Here is a 19,881-nt window from a genome sequence, read left to right on the forward strand (position 1 = left end):
ACTCTACTTTCAAGACTCAAGTTGCGCCCTTTAACGCATCTTGCCGTCAACGGAAAGCGTGTAGATCACCTTTGGTCGAAACAACATACAGCGTCTGCCCGGCCACAACAGGGGATGCTGTTGCGCCTCCGGGAACTTCAGCCTGATGAACCAGTGTTCCGTCAACTGGATTGAAGAACCGCAGAAACCCGTCGTTGGACGCAACCACAATACGACCCCCGGCCAGAATTGGGCCGTAATGCGCAAAGATCGGTCCCCGGCGGCCACGCTTGTCCTTGACGAAGCCCGGCAGATCCTGCGCCCAGATGACAGACCCGTCCGCCGCGTTCAGACGCACCAGCTGGCTGCGATCACTGATCAGGAAGATGCTGTTGCCCGCAGGCCAGACCGTATCGACCGCACCTTCGTCTGCTGTCCACTGGCGCTCACCGGAAGCGGCATCAAATGCGACGGTCCGGCCCGAGTGATTGCCGATGTAGATACTGTTGCCGACAACCATCGGACCGCCAGTCACATCGACGATTTGCGCCGCGGCGCGCCCGCGACGCCCCCCTGCAACAGACGCGTTCCAGCGGCGGATACCACCGCGGCGGAAAGTGGCCGCCACGTCACCCGAGCCAAAGGCAAATACCGCCAGATCAGATGCGATTGCAGGCGCAGGCGCACCCAGAACGTTCCCGACGCTGGGTGTGCCTTCGAATTGCCAGGCTATGCGTCCGTCCTTGGTGTTTACAGCCCAGCCGGTTTCGTCTCCGGCCACCACGTATAACAGGCCATCATTCACCAGCGGGGCGCCGCTGCCGGTCGCTTCCAGGCGTTTTTGCCAGCGCACGGCACCCGATTTGGCGTCCAGCGCGGTCAGCCGACCGAACCCTGACGACACATAAAGGACGCCGTCGGCATAAGCCAAACCACCCCCTGTTGCATCCGAGTCGCCATCACTTGGCGGGATCAGATCGGTTTCCCATGCCAACTGCCCCTGCTGGGTGACCGCTGAAACCGTCGCCCCTGAATCCAGTGTAAAGATCAATCCGCCCGCAACCACCGGCTCGGCAGTTATGCGTTGCTTGCGCGAGTCACCCTGCCCGATCGAAACAGACCAGATCCGCTGTGGCGTCGCGCGCAAGGCGGCATGCGTGGTCCGGTACGCGGGCGTTCCCGGACTTTGGGACCAATTGGCGTTGACCTGTTGCCCCGGCAAGCTGATCGGTTGCGAGCCGCGCTTTTCGACCGTTTCAAGATCTGAAACAGGGCGAATATCCTCGCGTTCACCCGGCAGAATGGCTTCGGGCGGCTCACAGGCCGCCAATGCGGTCAGGGCCAGCGCCGCAAAAGGCATTCCCGTGCGGGAAAAAAATCTTTTTACCATGATACTCCGAACTCGCCTGTCGTTAAGTCTTTTGTCCCGCCTGGTCAGCCTTGCTGCGCCACCAATGGTTCAGGTTCCCCACCCAAAGCAATGATCATTTGCGCGGCGCGCTGTTGCAGGTCGATACCCACCTCGGCATCCTGCCGCAGCGCCTGCAACCGGTCCAGCGCAGCATCGACATTGCCGTCGGCCACGTCAATCAGGGCCAACTGTTCTTCCGCCAGCAACCGCAGAGGAGCTCCGGGGGATGCCAACGCCTCGAACTGTTGCCGTCGATCGGCGGCAGGCAAAGTATCGCCTTGCAACAGCAGCGATTTGAAGCTTGCAATCGCGCGGTAAATCTCGGGCAGGTCGCCCTGAACGGCAACCGCGTTCAGGCTGTTGACCGCGTCCTCTCGGGATCCGGATTCGACCTGTGACGCGGACAGCAACATATCCAGCACGGCTTTCCCGCCCGGTGACATCGCCTCTGCCTGCGCAAGACCAGCAGCCCTTGCAGCCGGGTCATTTTCGGACAACGCAGCAAGAATGGTGTCACCCAATTGCTGAGCTTGCGCCGTGTCCCGCGCCTTGCGGTATTCATTGAAAGCGGCACCGCCTACGATCAACACGACGGCGACGACACCCACCCAGCCCCAGCGACGCAGCAACAGATAGATCCGGTCGCGGCGCACCTCTTCGGTGACCTCATCAATGAAACTGTCAATATCGCTCATCCAAGCCCCCGGGCTGTCTATCTTGTATAAGTGCGCCATGTCATACCCCGGCACCAACGCCAAGCCAAGGGTCCGATTTTGCACATTTTGACCGCTTTGCTTCCCTCTTGCGAAAAAATGCAAACCGAACTATTCAGTTCAGTATGGAAAAGATGCCGAACAGACCCCATTTCATGGCGTGACAGCCCAAGTATTAATGGCGCAGATTCTTAGGAGAAACACTGTATGCGTTTGATTTCATTCATCAACGCCCTTCTCGTGATTGTTGCACTGTATTTTCTGGTGTTTGAACGTGACACCTTGTTCGCCTTTGCCGGACGCGGTGATGCCGTGGAAGCAACACAAGACGAAGCAGCGGAAACCGATAACTCCGATATCTCTGCAGTGGGTGTTGTCGCCCTGCGCTCGCAAGCGCGTGAAATTGACAGCGCCGTGCTGCTGCGCGGTCAGACCAAGGCAAACCGGCAGGTCGAAGTACTTTCGGAAACCACGTCCACCGTTATCTCTGAACCTAAACGTAAAGGTGCGTTTGTTGAGGCGGGCGATATATTATGCGAGCTTGATCCCGGCACGCGCCCGGCACAACTGGCCGAAGCCATGGCGGGCAAACTGGAAGCCCAGAGCCGCATACCCGAAGCCGAAGCACGCCTGACAGAGGCACATGCGCTTGTTGCCGAGGCCGAGATCAATCTGACAGCCTCGCGCAAACTGGCTGAAACCGGCTATGCGTCGGAAACCCGTCGCATCTCCAGCGAAGCGGTGATGAGCTCAGCGGAAGCCGGTGTGAAAACAGCCGAAGCCGGACTGGAAGCCACGCGTGCAGGCATCGAAGCAGCCGCGGCAGCAGTCGAGGCCGCACAGCGAGAGGTTGGCCGCCTGACCATCAAAGCCCCCTTCAAGGGCTTGCTGGAAAGCGACACTGCAGAACTGGGAAGCCTGATGCAGCCTGGATCACTTTGCGCGACTGTCATTCAACTGGACCCGATCAAGCTGGTCGGCTTCGTACCCGAGACCGAAGTCAATCGGGTGCTTGTTGGGTCCGAAGCATCGGCAACACTTGTGACCGGTCGGCAACTGGGCGGTCGGGTCACGTTCCTGAGCCGGTCCGCGGACGAGACAACACGTACATTCGAGGTGGAAATCACCGTTCCGAACCCCGACTTGACCATTCGCGACGGTCAGACGGCGACAATCAGCATCGCCGCCGAGGGCGCGAAAGCCCACCTGCTGCCGCAATCGGCGCTGACTCTTAGCAACGAAGGGCAATTGGGTGTGCGCACAGTTGGCGCAGGCAACGTTGTTGACTTCATGCCAGTCCGCATCCTGCGCGACACCGCCGAAGGTGTCTGGATCGACGGTCTTCCGGAAACGGTTGATATCATCGTGGTCGGGCAGGAATTCGTGATCCGCGGTGTTACCGTTGCACCAACTTATCGGGAAGCCTCGCAATGACGGGTATCGTCGCATGGGCCGCAGGCAGGGCCCGAATGGTTATGGCGTTCATCGCCATTTCACTGGTCGTAGGCGGCTTAGCCTATGTCTCGCTTCCGAAAGAGGGTGAACCGGATATCGAAATCCCTGCCCTTTTCGTTTCGGTGCAGTTTCCCGGAATTTCAGCAGAAGACTCGGAAAACCTTTTGGTCAAGCCGATGGAGACCGAGCTGGCGGATCTCGACGGGCTCAAGGAAATGACGTCGACTGCGGCCGAAGGCTATGCCGGGGTCGCGCTGGAGTTTGAATTCGGCTGGGACAAGACCTCGATCATGGCGGACGTGCGCGATGCCATGAACACGGCCCAGGCTGATTTCCCTGAAGGTGCGGAACAATACTCGCTGACGGAAATCAACTTTTCCGAATTCCCGATCGTCATCGTCAACCTGACCGGAGCTGTTCCGGAACGCACAATGGCCCGTGTCGCCAAGGATTTGCAGGACGAGCTTGAGGCGCTGGATTCCGTTCTCGAAGCGGGTATCGCGGGCAATCGTGACGAGTTGCTTGAGGTCATCATCGACCCCCTGCGGCTTGAGGCGTACAACGTGACCGCGGCCGAGTTGATCAATGTCGTGCGAAACAACAACCAGTTGATCGCAGCGGGCGAAGTCGAAACCGCACAGGGTACATTCTCGGTCAAGATCCCATCGTCATTCAAAACGGCGCAGGATGTCTATGCCTTGCCGGTCAAGGTCAATGGCGACCGGGTTGTAACGCTGGGTGAGCTTGCACAGATCAACTACACTTTTGAAGATCGCGAAGGTACCGCCCGTTTCAACGGCGAAGCGACCGTCGCGCTGCAGGTTGTCAAACGCAAGGGATATAACCTGATCGACACCGTAACGCAGGTGAAGGAAACCATTGCTGAGGCCAAGACAAAATGGCCGCCCGAGCTTCAGGCGGCGGTCGAGCTTGGGACGTCAAACGACCAGAGCCGCATTGTCGGTTCAATGGTCAGCCAGCTTGAAGGCTCGGTTCTGACTGCAATCGCCCTGGTGATGATCGTGGTTCTGGCATCTTTGGGTACGAGGGCCGCGCTTTTGGTCGGTTTTGCGATCCCGACCTCGTTCCTTCTGTGTTTCGCGTTTCTTGCGGTCATGGGCATCAGTATCTCGAACATCGTTATGTTCGGCCTCATCCTGGCCGTGGGGATGCTGGTCGACGGTGCCATCGTGGTGGTGGAATACGCAGACAAACGCATCAAGGAAGGTGTCGGCCCGATGCATGCCTATGTCGAGGCGGCCCAACGTATGTTCTGGCCCATCGTATCCTCGACCGCGACGACGCTATGTGCCTTTCTGCCCATGCTGTTCTGGCCCGGTATTCCGGGTGAATTCATGGGGATGCTGCCGGTCACGCTGATCTTTGTTCTGTCGGCTTCGCTGATTGTGGCGCTGATCTACCTGCCGGTCATGGGAGGCGTTTCGGGGCGTCTGAGCCGCGTTTTTGACCGGTCTTCGAATTGGCTCCGGGCGCGTACCCGGTGGTGGGTTCGGGCGGTGATGGTGCCCCCGTCGCTCTACATGATTTTCCTTGGCGCAATGCAGGTTCTGAACCCTGACTATCTGCTGCCCGGAGGAGTGGTCGCCGGTGCCCTGCTGTTCCTGTTCGGGGCCTTTGCCGGGTCTGTAACGCTGAGCGCGGCCAAGTTCGAACGAGCGGAAGAAGACCACGTCCACACCGCTGACGAACACACACCTTTCGGACATGTGATCGGGTTCCTTGTCGGCAACCCGATCATGCCGATTGTGTCGCTGGCGGCAGTTTTCTCTGCCGTGTATTTCGTGACCTTCGTCTGGTTCCCGCAGGAATCCCGAGGTGTCGAATTCTTCGTTGAAAGCGAACCGGAACAGGCAACTGCTTACGTCCGTGCCCGTGGCAACCTGTCACTGGCTGAAAAAGACGAGATGGTGCTGCAGGCCGAACAGATCATTGGATCTCATCCGGCAGTAATCAACGTCTTTTCCTTTGCAGGCGAAGGTGGTCTGAACCAGAACACCGGCGGTGCGCAGGCACCAGCGGACACGGTGGGGCGCGTCCAGTTCGAAATTATACCATGGGAAGATCGCCCGAACGTTTCGGAATCCGCTTTGTGGGGATTGTTTGAGCGCCACTTTGTGGCTCCAGAATTTGATGGCGATTACGTAATCGACGATCTCAACGCCAAACTGGCGACAATACCCGGTATCGTTGTTGAAATTCTGGCATTGGAACAGGGCCCAGCCTCGGCCAAGCCCGTTCACCTGCGCATCAAGGGGGATGGTTGGGACGAGCTTACATCGGCCACCGTCACCGCGCGCCAGGTCTTTGACGAAACGCCGGGGCTGATCAAAACCGAAGACACCCTGCCCTTGCCGGGCATCGACTGGCAGATCGACGTCGACGTGGCCAAGGCCGGCCGGTTCGGTGCTGATGTGGCCACCGTCGGTGCCATGGTGCAGTTGGTGACACGCGGCATCCTGCTGGGTGAGATGCGCCCCGACAGCACAGATGAAGAGATCGAGATCCGTGTCCGATTGCCGGAAGAGGATCGCGTGCTGTCGACATTGGACACGCTCAAGGTCCGCACGCCGGACGGGTTGGTTCCGCTGTCGAACTTCGTGACCCGGGAACCCGTGGCCAAACTGGCCCAGATCAACCGTGTCGACCAGCAACGTTATTATGACGTCAAGGCGGATGTCGAACCGGGGCTGAGCAAGGTTGTGACCAAAGGGCCGGACGGGAAAGAAGAACGTCTGGCTGTAATGCGTGAAGTGACCGACGGTTATACTCCTACCGGCACCGTGCTAGACGGCGACGGTGGAAAGTCCTACGAACTGGTTCAACTGACCGGTGCAGAGAGTATTGATCAACTGCGTAGCGTGATTGACGCAGGAGACGCGCAGTTCGCCCTGATCAACCCGAATGAGCGGATCGCAGTTCTGACCGAATGGTTGGAAACCAGCCCCTTTGCCAACTCGATCAGCTGGCAATGGACCGGTGATCAGGAAGAGCAGGAAGAATCCGGCGCATTTCTGGTGAACGCCTTCATGGGCGCATTGGGGCTGATGTTCGTGATCCTGCTGGCCCAGTTCAACTCGTTCTACAATTCGGTGCTGGTGCTGTTGGCGGTTGTTCTTTCGACCACCGGGGTTCTGATCGGCATGATCGTAATGGAGCAACCCTTCTCGATCATCATGACGGGCACCGGTATCGTTGCGCTGGCAGGAATTGTGGTGAACAACAACATTGTTCTGATCGATACCTATCAGGAATACAGTGCCTATATGCCGAGGATCGATGCAATCGTCCGCACTGCGGAATCCCGCATCCGCCCGGTTCTGCTGACTACGTTGACCACGATGGCAGGTCTTACCCCGATGATGTTTGGGCTTTCGCTGGACTTTATCAACGGCGGCTATTCCATCGACAGTCCCACCGCCCTGTGGTGGAAACAGCTGGCCACAGCGGTTGTCTTTGGTCTTGGCATCGCCACTGTTCTTACACTGATCGTGACGCCGTCGCTTCTGGCACTGCGTGTCTGGGTGACAACTTACGCTGTCTGGCTCAGCCGCGGGCTTGCCCGTGTGACTGCGGGGCGGTCCAGTCAGATCGCGCAGGACATGGCTATTGGCCGCTCGGCCCGCAAGCTCCAGGCGACCGAGATTGTGTGGGATGAGCCGTCACAATCCGAGACCCGGCCGCGAGACGAGCCTATAGATCAAATTCCTGGATCGCCGCTAAAAGCCGCAGAATAAGAATGAAAGGACCGGGATTTCCGGTCCTTTTCGTTTTCTGTCGTCACAGTCGGGACCAGGTCTGGTGCGCGCAAATCGAATGTTCACAGCCTTTGACCATGAGCTTGTCACCCTGCAACGTCATCTGTGGAACAGCGTCAACGTCGATCAGGGGAACCCAGAACTCACCCCCGCCGTATTTTCCACCGCCTTCGCTGGACACGTCCCAGAACAGCTTTTTCCCGATATTCGGCGTTTGAACTTCTTTGCCCGATGAATCAAAAGCCGAAAGTATCGTGCCGCAGAACTTGTCCGCGCAGGCGGATATCTGGATATGCGAGATCAGGTTCTTTCGATCAGGCTCGGTCTTCCAAACGCCCTCGATCGGGTCAGCTGCGACCATAGCCGGAAGAAGAACCGCAACAGCGACAGGTACTATTCGTCTTGCTAATCCATTGATCATGGCGTTCCCCTTCATGCACGGCGCATCCTAGCACATTCCGCAGGGCAAGATGAGCCCCTCAGGCGGCCTCACTGTCCGACTGCTGGCGGTTCCACAGTTGAGCATATCGCCCAGACCGTGCCAACAGCTCGTCATGTGTGCCCTGTTCGATGATCTCACCGGCCTCAAGAACAACAATCCGATCAGCCTCGGCAATGGTGCTGAGGCGATGGGCAATCGTGATCACGGTCCGCCCTTCTCCTGCGTGCGCCAGCGCATCCTTGATGTCCTGTTCCGTATCGGTATCCAGGGCCGAGGTCGCCTCGTCCAGCAACAGGATCGGAGGGTTCTTCAGCAATGTCCGCGCTATGCCAACCCGTTGCTTTTCGCCGCCGGACAGTTTCAGGCCGCGTTCACCCACCATGGTGTCGTATCCGTCGGGCAGCGATGAGATGAAGTCATGAATCTGGGCGGCGCGGGCTGCGGCCTCGACGTCCTCCGGGGTGGCATCGTCGCGCCCATACGCAATGTTGTAGCGAATGGTGTCGTTAAACAGCACCGTGTCCTGCGGCACAACGCCAATGGCCGCGTGCAGGCTGGTCTGGGTCACATTCCGCACATCCTGCCCGTCGATCTTCAGCGCGCCTTTGGTCACGTCGTAAAACCGAAACAACAGCCGCCCGATGGTCGACTTGCCAGACCCAGTCGCCCCGACGATTGCGACCGTCTGTCCGGCCGGAACCATCAAGGAAACACCCTTGAGGATTTCCCTTTCGGGGTCATACCCAAAATGCACATCTTCAAGTGTGACCTCACCACCTTTGACCGCAAGGTCGGGTGCATCGGGCTGATCGGTGACTTCGGCAGGTTGTTCGAGCAGATCAAACATCTGCCCCATATCAACCAGCGATTGCCGGATCTCACGATAGACCGTCCCCAGAAAGTTCAGCGGTACGGTGATCTGGATCATGTAGGCGTTGACCATGACAAAATCGCCCACGGTCAGGTTCCCATTCTGAACGCCAATTGCGGCCAGAACCATGACTCCGATCAGGCCGCAGGTGATCAGGAAGGATTGGCCAAAATTCAGAAACGCCAGCGAATAGGCCGTTTTCAGCGCCGCGCCGGCATAGGCTTTCATCGACACGTCGTAACGTGCAGCTTCGCGCGCTTCCGCGTTGAAATACTTGACGGTTTCGAAGTTCAGCAAACTGTCAATGGCGCGCTGATTGGCTTCGGTGTCCTGATCGTTCATCTCACGCCGCAGCTTTACCCGCCATTCGGTCACGGCAAAGGTGAACCAGATATAAAGGCCGATGGTGACGGCGACGACGACCAGATACCAGACGTCGAACAACCACATCAGGATGATCGCAACCAGCAACAGTTCCAGGATCAGCGGCCCGATCGAGAACAGCAGGAAGCGCAGCAGGAATTCAACGCCTTTGACGCCCCTCTCGATGATACGGCTCAACCCGCCGGTGCGGCGCGAGACGTGATAGCGCATGGAAAGGTTATGGATATGTCTGAACGTCTCCAGCGCCAGCGCCCGCAAGGCCCGCTGTCCAACAGGGGCAAAGGCGGCGTCCCTCAATTGCTGGAACCCAACTGTCATCATGCGCGCCACGCCGTAGGCAACCGTCACGCCCACTGCGCCCAGCGCCAGCGGCGGCACGCCTTCACCTGCCAACGAGTCAACGGCGCCTTTGTAAAGGATCGGGGTATAGACCGCGATCAGTTTGGCCAGAACCAGCATCGCCATTGCGATAACCACGCGGCGCTTTACCCAAACCTCGTCCTGCGGCCAGAGGTAGGGCGCGACCTTGCGGATTGTGCGCCAGCCTGAACTGCGCTCGCCGCTCTGCACCCCGTCACTCGAGGCCATCGGAGATGTTCGTCTCATCACGTACCTTGTCTGCGGTCAGAGAAAGGCTCTGGCCCGCAAAGGGCCAGCGCGTTGATTATTCCGGTATCGTAAAGATTTGCCCCGGATAGATCAGATCCGGGTCGCGGATCAAGTCGCGGTTGGCTTCGAACAGGCGCACATACAGGATGCCATCGCCAAAGCGGTCACGCGAGATCGCCCACAGCGTGTCGCCCCGCTGCACAGTGACCGACCGAATTGCCGGGGCATTGTCCTGCGCGGCTGTTCCGTCACCGCCACCTGATGCTGCTTCCAAAACTTCCACAGGTTCGCGTTTGAACGGGGTTTCGACCCGGCTGAGGACCTTCCCGTCCGTGTTCACCGCGTCAACACGCAACGTGTAAACACCGGGGTCGATACCGTCCAGATCACTCCGCCAGGATCCATCCTGTTCCGGAGCAAGGTCGGCAACCAGACGATTGTCCAGATACACCCTGATGGCCGCCCCGTCCTGTACTCGCCCGGTCAACTGGACGTCACCGGTTTCGGAATACCCGATTGTATCCAGCGCGACCTGTTCCGGCGGGGTATCCCGAACCACGGGCGGTTGCACGAGTTCAACGCCTTCTTCGCCCGACCGCAGTACCGCGATCTGCTGACCCGTTTCAGATGTCTCTGCCGACTGGTCGGCAACCTGCGCTTCGCTGGCTTCTGGCGCGGTCGCCACAGGGTCTGATGTTTCGGTTTCAGCTGGGGTTTCGGTCTCTGGATCGACAACCGCCGAGGCTATCTGTTCTTCAGCTTCGGTTGTTTCGCCCTGATCGGCAGCATCAGTTTGCTGCGCAACCGGCTCTTCCTCGACCGGCTTCGGCAGAGCGGCGATCAGATAGTCGTCAGACCGGGTTGTTTGCCCGCCGCTTTTGCTGCGCAGGATTAGCCCCTGCGCGGCATCGCTGAAGGGGATCGAGACGAACTCGGCGAACTGCCCGCTGCTGTCCACCGTGAATGTGTGCACGGTTTCACCGTTCAACAGAACCTCAATCTGACTGCCCGGTTCGGCGTCACCTGACAAAAGCGCCGTTCCGTCTGCTTCAACAAAAATCTGATCCAAAACCGGGGGGGCCGTGGGTGCCTGTACATTCTCTTCCGATTGGGCCGTTGTGGTATCTGTGTCTGAAACAACATCTGTTGCCGCAGCCGTGTCTTCGGCGGGATCAGCGGTTGGTACCTCATCCGGTGTCACGGCGGCCTGCTCAGCTGGTTCTGTTGTGGTAGTTTCCGCAGGCGCTTCGGCCGCTTGTTCCTGCGGTTGCGTAGCTGCAACAGACACGGGTTCCTGCGGTGCACCCGCCTCAGGCTCTGGCGCTTTGGTGAAAGCGCCGGACAGATACAAACCCCCAACACCCAGCACGGCAACCAGACCCGCAATCACACCCCAGACAAAATTGCCCGAGCTTCCGTTTCCCGATTTGGCGTCCATTGTTTTCCTTTCACCCCGCCGTACAAAAGCTTTGTCTTCAAAAGCCTTCCAGCGGACAGTTGAGCCAATCTATCAATCCCGCTATCAGGGGTCAAAACCTCTGACACAACCCCGGAGCGTCTCTTTCATGTCTCAGAAATCCGTCTGTGTGTATTGCGGGTCACGCAATGGGGCCGAGAAAGCTTATTCTGAAACCGCACGACAGTTTGGCAGCCTGCTTGCGCAGGAAGGCTGGCGGCTGGTTTACGGTGCCGGAGATGTCGGGCTGATGGGCGAAGTCGCCCGGGCCGCGCAACAAGCCGGTGGCGAGACCTTTGGTGTCATTCCGGTGCATCTGGTCAAACGAGAGGTCGGCAAGACCGACCTGACCCATTTCGTGATCACCGAAACCATGCACGAGCGGAAAAAGGTCATGATCATGAATGCTGACGCCGTCGTTGTTCTGCCCGGCGGGCCGGGATCACTGGACGAGCTTTTTGAAGCGCTGACCTGGCGGCAGCTGGGCCTGCACGACAAACCCATCGTCATCGTCAATGTGAACGGCTATTGGGATGCGTTGAAAACCCTGTTGCATCAGGTGATCGGGCAAGGCTTTGCAGATCGATCACTGGGTGACTTTGTCATTTGGGCTGAAGATGCAGAAACAGCAATGACGGCCCTGCGCGATAAGCTGCGGTAAACCCGGCAGGTCGCGAAAGTGTCTGACCGAACGCAGCTGTGCATCGTTGCCGCACATATGCGGGCAAGACATTGGGCTGGTCGATTTGGTGAAGCCTCAGGTCTTTAGGCAGACAGTTCGATAACCGTGATCTCGGGGGTTACACCAAATCGAACCGGAAGGATGGAACATCCAATGCCGCCGGACACAACCAGATCACGCCCGCCTTCGCGCACATGCCCATAGGCATATCTGTTGCCGTATTTGGAGGGCACGATCGGCGACCAGCCAAACAGACGAATCTGACCGCCATGCGTATGACCGGATAGCGTCAAAGCCACCCTGTCGGGCACTTGAGGGAAGATGTCGGGCTCATGCGCCATCATCACAACCGGGGCATCATCGGTGATTTGCGCCAGTGTCCCCGACAGATCATCCAGCCCCTGCGGTTTACCGTTGCGCCAGATCGCAAGCTGGTCTTCAAGACCCGCCAACCAGAAACCAAGAGCTTCTAGCTTGATGGCGGTATTCGACAAAACCGTAATTCCGCTCTGCTCCAGCGCATCGACATATTGGTTGGGGCCAGCACCACGGCGCTGCGCCTGCCGGTCATCCCACCAGTCGTGATTGCCAAGTACAGCAAAGACACCGTTCTTGGCCTCAAGGTTGGCAAGAACCGGTGCCAGATCTTTCATTTCGACAGGACGCAAAACGCCTTTGTGGCTTGCGAAGAAATCACCCAGCAGCAGGATCATATCCGGCGCAAGCGCATTCGTACGCCGTACCACCTGTTTTATTCGGTCCAGCCCGACCAAAGGTTCGCCCAGATGCAAATCTGCCAGTACGGCAATCCTGAGCGGCGGCGCAGTCCAATCCTCCCGCCGGACGCGCCATTTTCGCACGCGCAGCCGCAGGGCGGGTTCGATGAAAAACCCGTAGACTGATGTGATTAGGCCTGCCAGCGTCACCGCCAGCAGGCCCTTGATAAACCGGCGTCGGTTCAATGACTTACATCCGCGACGCGACGTTCTCCCAGTTCACCAGATTGTCGAGGAAGTTCGACAGATAAGCCGGACGTTTGTTGCGGAAGTCGATGTAGTATGAGTGTTCCCAAACGTCACAACCCAGCAGCGCAGTCTGACCAAAGCACAGCGGATTCACGCCGTTTTCGGTCTTTGTCACGGCCAGCGAACCATCCGCGTTCTTGACCAGCCACGCCCAGCCCGAGCCGAACTGACCGGCACCAGCGGCGCTGAACTGCGATTTGAATTCGTCGACCGAACCAAAGCTTTCGGTCAGAGCTTTCTCAAGCTCACCGGGCATGGCGTTGTCGCCGGGGCCCATCATTTCCCAGAACTGGTTGTGGTTCCACAGCTGGCTGATGTTGTTGAAGATACCGTTCTGCGCGACGGCATTTGCGTCGTAGGTGCCAACGATGATCTCTTCCAGCGACTTGCCGTCCCATTCGGTGCCGGCGATCAGTTTATTGCCATTGTCGACATAGGCTTTGTGGTGCAGATCGTGGTGATATTCCAGTGTTTCCGCGGACATACCCTTGGCTGCCAGCGCGTCATGTGCATAAGGAAGATCAGGAAGTTCAAAAGCCATGTCGGCCCCCTGTATAAATTTGAGTTGCGGTTCCCAAGGTTAAATGCTTTGGCAGCCGCCGCAGGTCAAGGGCCGAGACAAGAAAACCCGGAGGCAGGCGATGCTGACACAGGCGCGCAAGATGTTCTACCGCGCCCGCGGTTACTATGCGGGCAACCTGAACGGTGAGCCGTTTCGTCTGGACCCTTATCACTCAAAGTTCTGGCGCAAAGCCTCCACAGGCCAGTGGGAGCCTGAAACCTTTGCTGTTCTCGACCGGTATCTTTCGCCTGAAAGCGATTACCTGGATATCGGCGCATGGATCGGACCGACCGTTTTATACGGCGCGCGCAAGGCTCGCCATGTCTGGTGTTTTGAGCCAGATCCTTCGGCCTATCGATTTCTGGCGTGGAATCTGGACCTGAACCAGATCAGGAATGTCTCAGCCTTCGGGGTCGCTTTGTCTGACAAGTTCGGCGTGGCCCGCATGGCGTCGGTCTGGGGTGAGCCCGGGGATTCGACCACATCCCTGCTGCACAATGAAGCCCATGGGAATGACGCGCTGACGATTACATGGGAGCAGTTCCAGTCGACCTGTGATCTGTCGAAGGTTTCACTGGTCAAAATGGACATTGAAGGGGCGGAGTTTTTTGTACTTCCCACGCTAATACCCTGGCTCAAACAGCATCGTCCCCCATTGCTGCTGTCAACACATGCGCCACTACTGAATGAGGAAGACCGAGCCGACAGAATGAAGCATCTGGCCGACCTATTGTCGTTTTACGATACATGCCAGCGGGAAGGTGCTGCGTCAGATCACTCGATGACGGATGAGGGTGCCTTGACCCGCTTCCAGACCTATCTTTTCACGTCCTAGTACGATCAGAAACAGCTGTCTGCGGATTGGGAAGAACGCGCGAAACGCTCCCCCCTTCCGCGATCCGAATATCAGTATAGCGTGTGGGTATTGACCGCTTTGCAGCGTCCGACACCGCTTGGCCGGTTAGTTACATTCGCCTGCGGAAAACGCGCAATCATCTCGAACTCATTCGTTTGCGGGTTCATCATTGCGGTGTAGGACACACGCACTTGACCGCCCGAGTTCGCCATGAGGCTGACCCGCCAATTCATCTGGTATTCACCGCGTCGGTTGACCTTGAACTTGGTGTCCTTGGGTTGCTGTTCGTTCCTACCCGCCGATCTGTTGTCTTCGCCGATCACCCAATCATAAGCCCGAGCACGCTTGTTTTCAGCATCAACACTCAGCCAAACCTCGGGCGGGATCCACCCCCGAGCTTCCATACTATGAAGCTCACACATATAGTTCGCAACTTCGGCTTGCGCGGCAGCGGCCAATACAGAAAAACCAATAGCAAGAAATTTTCTTTTCATTTTCAGCACCTTTTTGTCAACTGGATGGTGTGGGTATCTGTTTGCATTTTCCTCGGGCAAAACCATCTCGCGGCAGGTACGCACTGTGTGAGGTTGATCGTGTGGTCGCCTTCAAAGTTCGGCGGTCCAGAAACACTGTGAACTCGTGATTGAGTAGATCGATCGCGTCAATACGCGACTCGTTCGACGCGTAGCTTCTGCCAGTCGCAGAATAGACATAGTCTCGACCGACCCAGGCAACCGACAAGTTTCGAATACTGTCGCGCTTGACCCTGGCTGGTCCTGGCTGTGTATCGATATCTGGCATCTCGATCTCATGGATATAGGCGGAACGACCATATTCATCGACCGAAAACACAAGGAATTCGGGAGTCGGTTTGTTGACAAGGCCATGGCCAAACTTGCACTCATACGTCTCTGTAAAGGTTTGAGAAGCTGAAACAACAGGTGTGGACAACAGTCCAAGCGTCAATGCAAATGCTATCTTTTTCAAAGTATTACTCCGCTCTTTCCTTACCTTTGGAATGGTATCTCAACGCAGATCCCGTTTGCGTTTCCGTCATGTGAAGATTGTACATCCGAATTCGAGCTGGCTATTGCCTTCATTGTTTCGCGATTCAGGAAAATCGAAAACTCTTGGCGCCCTAAATCAAGAACCATCCTGCGAGGGTCACCGCTTCTGGTTCGTCTGCCAGTTCGTGAAAACGTATAGGCGTCGCCCGGCCAACTGATCGAAAGTACCCGAAAGCTGTTTCTGTTGATAGAAGCCGATCTTTTCGGCGTGTCTATACCCCGCATTTCAACTTCGTGGAGCAACGCCTGGCGCCCGTACACGTCAACTGAAAAAACAACGCGGGTCGGAGTTGGCCGATTTGCCAGGCCTTTGGCAAAAACACACTCAAATGTCTCTGAATAAGTCTCGGCTATGGCCACATTAGGTATAGTTGAAATAGCAATTAAGCCGCTTGCGATTAGTCTAAAGAAATTCATAATAAAGTTCTTATTTTTCAGCCTTTTGGTGATCGTTAGCCCAATCACACCGCTCCCGCAACAGGAGAAATCGCGCAACGAAATTCTCGACAGACCCTGTTGTGTGTCCCACACTCAAATCGCTTTGCAGCAGCACAAAATTCGATGGCCGCCTGTCCAGGACGAGGCGGCCATCGAATAAAACGTCAGATGTGTAGACAGGTCAGTAAACGCCAACCTCACTGCCCGGTTGCGCCGCAACCTTCAGCAGTTTGAAAACGTAATCCGCAGCCGAACGGAAGCAGACCACGCGGAAAGTTTCGGCATCGTCCATCCAGAACGCACCTGCCACTTGCGCCAGGCGCGAACGGCGGATTTGGCCGAGTTGGAAGGCCTCGGCCGACAGATCAACCGGAGCGACTTTGCCCAACACTTCTCGTGCGCTGGCGCCTGATATTGTGAAGACCGCGCGGGCATCCGAGACGTTGACGGCCAGTGCGTGAGTTTTTCCCAAAGCTTTGATAATTGCGGCCAGTTTGGCCTCGACCTCGGCATAAGGGACCAGCACCAGCAGCTCGTCCGGTGACATCCAGCATACGCCGGTATCTCCGCTGACCAGCGCCTCGCGCTGACCGGGTACGTTCTGCCCAGTCGCGTCCTTGACGGCCTTGGCGAGGCTTTTGTCGGACAAGTCACCGCGCAGGGTGATCATGCCTTGCAGGCCACATTCCCTGACATTAGCGATGCCATCATAGCTGGCGTGGTTCAATGCGCTGATAGGTTCAGACATTCTGCTTCTCCCCGTCCTTATCGAAGAAGATCGGGTCCACGATCTTGGCTTTGTAGGTTTTGCCGTCGGTGCCCGGGAACTCGACCACGTCGCCCATCCGGTCCGGGCCGTGCTTGATCAGGCCCATAGCGATCCCTTTACCGAGGTTGGCCGAGTAATAGGTCGAGGTGACCCGCCCGATCATATTGCGCTGACCATTGGCATTCACACCCTCGCCCACTGCATATGCGCCATCAGGCAGAACAGAACCATCCACAGTCTCAAGCCCAACCAGTTTCCAGCGCTCGGGGTCCGCCATATGGCTGCGCAAATGGGCGCGTTTACCGAGGTAGTCCTCTTTTTTTTTCGACAGCGCCCAGTGCAGCCCAAGATCCTGCGGGATCACGGTGCCGTCGGTCTCGTCGCCGATCATGATAAAGCCCTTCTCGGCCCGAAGAATGTGCAGACATTCTGTGCCATAAGGCATCACACCGAATTCCTTGCCTGCTTCCATCAGGGCATCCCAGAACGCCTGACCCTGCGAGGCGGGAACGGCGATCTCGTAGGACAACTCGCCCGAGAACGAGATGCGATAGGCGCGGCAGTCGAACGCGCCGATCTTGCCATCGCGCCATTCCATGAAGGGCAGCGCCTCGCGGCTGACATCCATGCCGCCCAGCTTTTCAAGAACCTTACGGGCATTGGGGCCGACTACAGCGACCTGAGCATATTGCTCGGTCACGTTGGCGACATAGACTTTCCAGTCCCACCATTCGGTTTGTAGCCATTCTTCCATGTGACCATGGATACGCTCGGCACCGCCGGTGGTGGTGTGGCACAGCCATGTGTCCTCATCGATGCGTGCGACCACGCCGTCGTCGATCAGAAAGCCGTTTTCCGAGCACATCAGGCCATAGCGGCATTTTCCGACCTTCAGCGTGGACATCATGTTGGTGTACAACATGTCCAGAAACTTGCCAGCGTCGGGGCCTTTGACGATCAGCTTGCCCAGCGTCGAGGCGTCCAGCAGGCCAAGGTTTTCGCGGGTGTTCTTCACCTCACGGTTCACGGCGTCATGCACGGATTCACCAGGACGGACATAGGCGTAGGTCCGGCGCCAGTGGCCGACCGGCTCCCAGTCCGCGCCGTTCTTGTCGTGCCAGATGTGCATTGGGGTCTGACGGATCGGCTGGAACACTTCACCCCGCGCTTCACCGCCGATCGCGCCCATCGAGATGGGTGTATAAGGCGGGCGGAAGGTCGTGGTGCCGACCTTCGGGATTTCGGACTCCAACGCATCAGCGAGGATCGCCAAGCCATTGATGTTGCTCAACTTACCCTGATCCGTCGCCATACCAAGTGTGGTGTAACGCTTGGTGTGCTCAACGCTCTCATAGCCCTCGCGCGCAGCCAGTTGGACGTCCGAGACTTTGACGTCATTCTGGAAGTCGAGCCAGGATTTCATGCGCAGCTGGATTTCTGCGTTTGCTGGCATCAGCCAGACAGCCTCCATAGGAGCTTCTGCAGTGGTTTCGCCAACCGGAGCCTTGATGTTTTTGGGCTTAAATCCGGCCGCCTTGGCTGCTGCTTTTCCTACAGTGTGGGCGTCAGTCAGAACATCGCCCAGCGCCAACGCGCCATTCGATGCCCCGGCGGCCAGAACAAAACCTTCGCCATTTGCGCCCAGCGGCGGGCGCGAGGGATCGGGGCGGAAAAAGGCATTCGCGTCATCCCAGGTCAGCTTGCCACCGCAATGAGACCACATATGAACGACCGGCGACCAGCCGCCCGACATGGCCACTGCATCTGCTTCAACCTCTTCACGAGCGCCTCCAACACCTTCCTGGTTGCAGATGGCGACTTTTTTGACGCGCTTGCCGCCCTTGACCTTGGCAATGGCCTTGCCCGGATCAACGCGGATACCCAACTGGCGGGCTTCCTCTGCCAAAGGTCCAGCCGTTGCCCGTGCGTCAACAATACGCAAAACATCCACACCCGCTTGCTTCAGCGTAATCGCGGTGCGATAGGCGTCGTCATTGTTGGTGGCGACGATGACACGTTCGCCCGAGGTGACACCCCAGTTCACGGCATAATCGCGCATGGCCGAAGCCAGCATCACACCCGGAACATCGTTACCTGCAAAGGACAACGGGCGTTCAATTGCGCCGGTTGCAGTCACAATTTGCTTGGCGCGGATACGCCAGAGGCGGTGGCGCGGGCCTTGCACGCCCGGCGTGTGGTCTGTCAGGCGTTCATAACCCAGAACGTAACCATGGTCATAAACACCCGCGCCCATGCAGCGAGAGCGCATGGTGACGTTGTCCATTGTTTCGAGTTCGGAAACCAATTGCTCCACGAACTTATCCACAGGCTCATCATTGACTGTGCCGCCGTCAACCGGAGCGCGACCGCCCCAATGTGCGCTCTGCTCAATCAGCAGAACCTTGGCACCCGAAGCTGCCGCCGCCTTTGCCGACTGTAGGCCAGCCACACCGCCACCGATGACCAGAACATCGGTGAAGGCATAGAAGTGCTCATAGGTATCGGCATCGCGGCTGTCCTTGTCGGGCGCTTTGCCCAGACCGGCAGACTGACGGATGAACGGCTCGTAGACGTGCTTCCAGAACGGTTTGGGGTGGATGAACGTCTTGTAGTAGAAGCCAGCCGGCAGGAACCGGGCGAATGCCGTATTCACCGCGCCGATGTCGTGTTCAAGGCTTGGCCAATGGTTTTGCGAAATCGCAGTCAGGCCGTTGAACAGCTCGGTCGTGGTGGCGCGCTGGTTCGGTTCAAACCGGTTGCCCTGCCCCAGCCCGACCAGAGCGTTTGGTTCTTCCGCACCGCTGGCGACAACGCCGCGGGGGCGGTGGTATTTGAACGACCGGCCCATCATCATCTGATCGTTGGCCAGCAGCGCCGAGGCAAGCGTGTCGCCCTCATAGCCCTGCATCGACGTGCCGTTGAAGGTAAACGTGACCTTTTTCGACCGGTCAATCAGCCGGCCTTGTTTTGCGAGACGGGTGCTCATTGTGCGGACCTTTCGCGGGTGGAGGCGTCGGAGCCTCCGGCGGGAGTATTTGTGAAAAGATGAAGCATCAGGAGAACTCTCTCCAGGTCCATCCAGGGCGCTTTGCGGCGATGGCCTCTTTGATGTCCTGCGGTGGCTCGGAGGTCTGAGCCGTGTAAGTGCCGAACACTTCTAGCGTGCTTGTGCAGCGCGCCGCGTGAAACCACTTGCCACAGCCATTGGCATGGCGCCAACGTTCAAAGTGCACGCCTTTGGGGTTTTCGCGCATGAACAGGTAGTCGTGGAACTCGTCATCCGACGAGCCGGGACCAAAACGCTTCAGATGCGCCTCGCCACCGGCGGCCAGTTCTGTTTCTTCGGCATCAACGCCGCAGTAAGGGCAATTCAGGATCAGCATGTT

The 19,881-nt window shown here is 57.8% G+C and carries 15 protein-coding genes; 4 read left to right on the forward strand and 11 right to left on the reverse strand.

Annotated elements, in window-relative coordinates; translation table 11 throughout:
• Positions 1 to 46: 46 nt before the first annotated feature.
• Together ACR0DY_RS13870 and ACR0DY_RS13875 are read right to left on the reverse strand one after the other, a co-directional pair.
• On the reverse strand, positions 47 to 1,369 hold the full coding sequence (locus ACR0DY_RS13870) for a PQQ-like beta-propeller repeat protein (protein ID WP_480545375.1): 1,323 nt from the start codon (positions 1,367 to 1,369) through the stop codon (positions 47 to 49).
• A gap of 44 nt (positions 1,370 to 1,413) precedes the next feature.
• Positions 1,414 to 2,085, reverse strand: a complete 672-nt coding sequence (locus ACR0DY_RS13875; RefSeq protein WP_480480318.1) for a hypothetical protein — start codon at positions 2,083 to 2,085, stop codon at positions 1,414 to 1,416.
• 225 nt (positions 2,086 to 2,310) lie between these two features.
• Here ACR0DY_RS13875 and ACR0DY_RS13880 point away from each other — a divergent pair, with 225 nt between their 5' ends.
• Positions 2,311 to 3,537: an efflux RND transporter periplasmic adaptor subunit gene (locus ACR0DY_RS13880; RefSeq protein WP_480480316.1), complete on the forward strand. Its 1,227-nt coding sequence runs from the start codon at positions 2,311 to 2,313 to the stop codon at positions 3,535 to 3,537.
• Positions 3,534 to 7,313 carry an efflux RND transporter permease subunit gene (locus ACR0DY_RS13885; protein WP_480898495.1) on the forward strand — a complete coding sequence of 1,260 codons (3,780 nt, stop codon included), beginning with the start codon at positions 3,534 to 3,536 and terminating at the stop codon, positions 7,311 to 7,313. The genes ACR0DY_RS13880 and ACR0DY_RS13885 overlap by 4 nt, the downstream gene beginning before the upstream one ends.
• Before the next feature lie 43 nt (positions 7,314 to 7,356).
• Here ACR0DY_RS13885 and ACR0DY_RS13890 read toward each other — a convergent pair whose 3' ends face one another.
• Genes ACR0DY_RS13890 through ACR0DY_RS13900 form a run of 3 tightly spaced genes read right to left on the reverse strand, consistent with a single transcriptional unit; the run spans position 7,357 to position 11,078 of the window.
• Positions 7,357 to 7,755 (reverse strand): DUF2147 domain-containing protein, encoded by a 399-nt coding sequence (locus tag ACR0DY_RS13890; RefSeq protein ID WP_480538149.1) that lies wholly within the window; start codon positions 7,753 to 7,755, stop codon positions 7,357 to 7,359.
• A 58-nt stretch (positions 7,756 to 7,813) separates the two neighbouring features.
• Positions 7,814 to 9,637: an ABCB family ABC transporter ATP-binding protein/permease gene (locus ACR0DY_RS13895; RefSeq protein ID WP_480898498.1), complete on the reverse strand. Its 1,824-nt coding sequence runs from the start codon at positions 9,635 to 9,637 to the stop codon at positions 7,814 to 7,816.
• Positions 9,638 to 9,695: 58 nt separating this feature from the next.
• Positions 9,696 to 11,078 (reverse strand): LysM peptidoglycan-binding domain-containing protein, encoded by a 1,383-nt coding sequence (locus tag ACR0DY_RS13900; protein WP_480538153.1) that lies wholly within the window; start codon positions 11,076 to 11,078, stop codon positions 9,696 to 9,698.
• A gap of 127 nt (positions 11,079 to 11,205) precedes the next feature.
• Here ACR0DY_RS13900 and ACR0DY_RS13905 point away from each other — a divergent pair, with 127 nt between their 5' ends.
• Positions 11,206 to 11,757 (forward strand): LOG family protein, encoded by a 552-nt coding sequence (locus ACR0DY_RS13905; protein ID WP_267366848.1) that lies wholly within the window; start codon positions 11,206 to 11,208, stop codon positions 11,755 to 11,757.
• A gap of 104 nt (positions 11,758 to 11,861) precedes the next feature.
• Here ACR0DY_RS13905 and ACR0DY_RS13910 read toward each other — a convergent pair whose 3' ends face one another.
• Both ACR0DY_RS13910 and ACR0DY_RS13915 read right to left on the reverse strand, forming a co-directional pair.
• On the reverse strand, positions 11,862 to 12,740 hold the full coding sequence (locus ACR0DY_RS13910; RefSeq protein ID WP_480480305.1) for a metallophosphoesterase: 879 nt from the start codon (positions 12,738 to 12,740) through the stop codon (positions 11,862 to 11,864).
• A 4-nt stretch (positions 12,741 to 12,744) separates the two neighbouring features.
• Positions 12,745 to 13,344, reverse strand: coding sequence for a superoxide dismutase (locus tag ACR0DY_RS13915; protein WP_170704218.1), 600 nt, complete (start codon positions 13,342 to 13,344; stop codon positions 12,745 to 12,747).
• A gap of 100 nt (positions 13,345 to 13,444) precedes the next feature.
• On the opposite strand from ACR0DY_RS13915, the gene ACR0DY_RS13920 reads away from it, so the two are divergent.
• Positions 13,445 to 14,200: an FkbM family methyltransferase gene (locus ACR0DY_RS13920; protein WP_480538155.1), complete on the forward strand. Its 756-nt coding sequence runs from the start codon at positions 13,445 to 13,447 to the stop codon at positions 14,198 to 14,200.
• A gap of 71 nt (positions 14,201 to 14,271) precedes the next feature.
• Here the strand turns inward: ACR0DY_RS13920 and ACR0DY_RS13925 are convergent, their stop codons facing one another.
• The 4 genes from ACR0DY_RS13925 to ACR0DY_RS13940 form a co-directional block, all read right to left on the reverse strand.
• On the reverse strand, positions 14,272 to 14,775 hold the full coding sequence (locus tag ACR0DY_RS13925; RefSeq protein WP_480480301.1) for a hypothetical protein: 504 nt from the start codon (positions 14,773 to 14,775) through the stop codon (positions 14,272 to 14,274).
• Between the two features lie 1,132 nt (positions 14,776 to 15,907).
• Positions 15,908 to 16,474, reverse strand: a complete 567-nt coding sequence (locus ACR0DY_RS13930; protein ID WP_480480299.1) for a sarcosine oxidase subunit gamma — start codon at positions 16,472 to 16,474, stop codon at positions 15,908 to 15,910.
• The gene (locus tag ACR0DY_RS13935; RefSeq protein ID WP_480545367.1) at positions 16,467 to 19,481 is read right to left on the reverse strand and encodes a sarcosine oxidase subunit alpha family protein; all 3,015 of its coding nucleotides are present in this window, start codon (positions 19,479 to 19,481) and stop codon (positions 16,467 to 16,469) included. Before ACR0DY_RS13935 ends, ACR0DY_RS13930 begins: the two co-directional genes overlap by 8 nt.
• Before the next feature lie 67 nt (positions 19,482 to 19,548).
• The gene (locus ACR0DY_RS13940) at positions 19,549 to 19,878 is read right to left on the reverse strand and encodes a sarcosine oxidase subunit delta (protein ID WP_480473438.1); all 330 of its coding nucleotides are present in this window, start codon (positions 19,876 to 19,878) and stop codon (positions 19,549 to 19,551) included.
• Positions 19,879 to 19,881: the final 3 nt, after the last annotated feature.

It is taken from the genome of Ruegeria sp. O6 (assembly GCF_056535045.1).

Bases quoted from the DNA above. Each gene is read 5' to 3' on its own strand.
- ACR0DY_RS13870 (WP_480545375.1), bottom strand. From the start codon at position 1,369: ATGGTAAAAAGATTTTTTTCCCGCACGGGAATGCCTTTTGCGGCGCTG.
- ACR0DY_RS13875 (WP_480480318.1), bottom strand. From the start codon at position 2,085: ATGAGCGATATTGACAGTTTCATTGATGAGGTCACCGAAGAGGTGCGC.
- ACR0DY_RS13880 (WP_480480316.1), top strand. From the start codon at position 2,311: ATGCGTTTGATTTCATTCATCAACGCCCTTCTCGTGATTGTTGCACTG.
- ACR0DY_RS13885 (WP_480898495.1), top strand. From the start codon at position 3,534: ATGACGGGTATCGTCGCATGGGCCGCAGGCAGGGCCCGAATGGTTATG.
- ACR0DY_RS13890 (WP_480538149.1), bottom strand. From the start codon at position 7,755: ATGATCAATGGATTAGCAAGACGAATAGTACCTGTCGCTGTTGCGGTT.
- ACR0DY_RS13895 (WP_480898498.1), bottom strand. From the start codon at position 9,637: ATGAGACGAACATCTCCGATGGCCTCGAGTGACGGGGTGCAGAGCGGC.
- ACR0DY_RS13900 (WP_480538153.1), bottom strand. From the start codon at position 11,078: ATGGACGCCAAATCGGGAAACGGAAGCTCGGGCAATTTTGTCTGGGGT.
- ACR0DY_RS13905 (WP_267366848.1), top strand. From the start codon at position 11,206: ATGTCTCAGAAATCCGTCTGTGTGTATTGCGGGTCACGCAATGGGGCC.
- ACR0DY_RS13915 (WP_170704218.1), bottom strand. From the start codon at position 13,344: ATGGCTTTTGAACTTCCTGATCTTCCTTATGCACATGACGCGCTGGCA.
- ACR0DY_RS13920 (WP_480538155.1), top strand. From the start codon at position 13,445: ATGCTGACACAGGCGCGCAAGATGTTCTACCGCGCCCGCGGTTACTAT.
- ACR0DY_RS13930 (WP_480480299.1), bottom strand. From the start codon at position 16,474: ATGTCTGAACCTATCAGCGCATTGAACCACGCCAGCTATGATGGCATC.
- ACR0DY_RS13935 (WP_480545367.1), bottom strand. From the start codon at position 19,481: ATGAGCACCCGTCTCGCAAAACAAGGCCGGCTGATTGACCGGTCGAAA.
- ACR0DY_RS13940 (WP_480473438.1), bottom strand. From the start codon at position 19,878: ATGCTGATCCTGAATTGCCCTTACTGCGGCGTTGATGCCGAAGAAACA.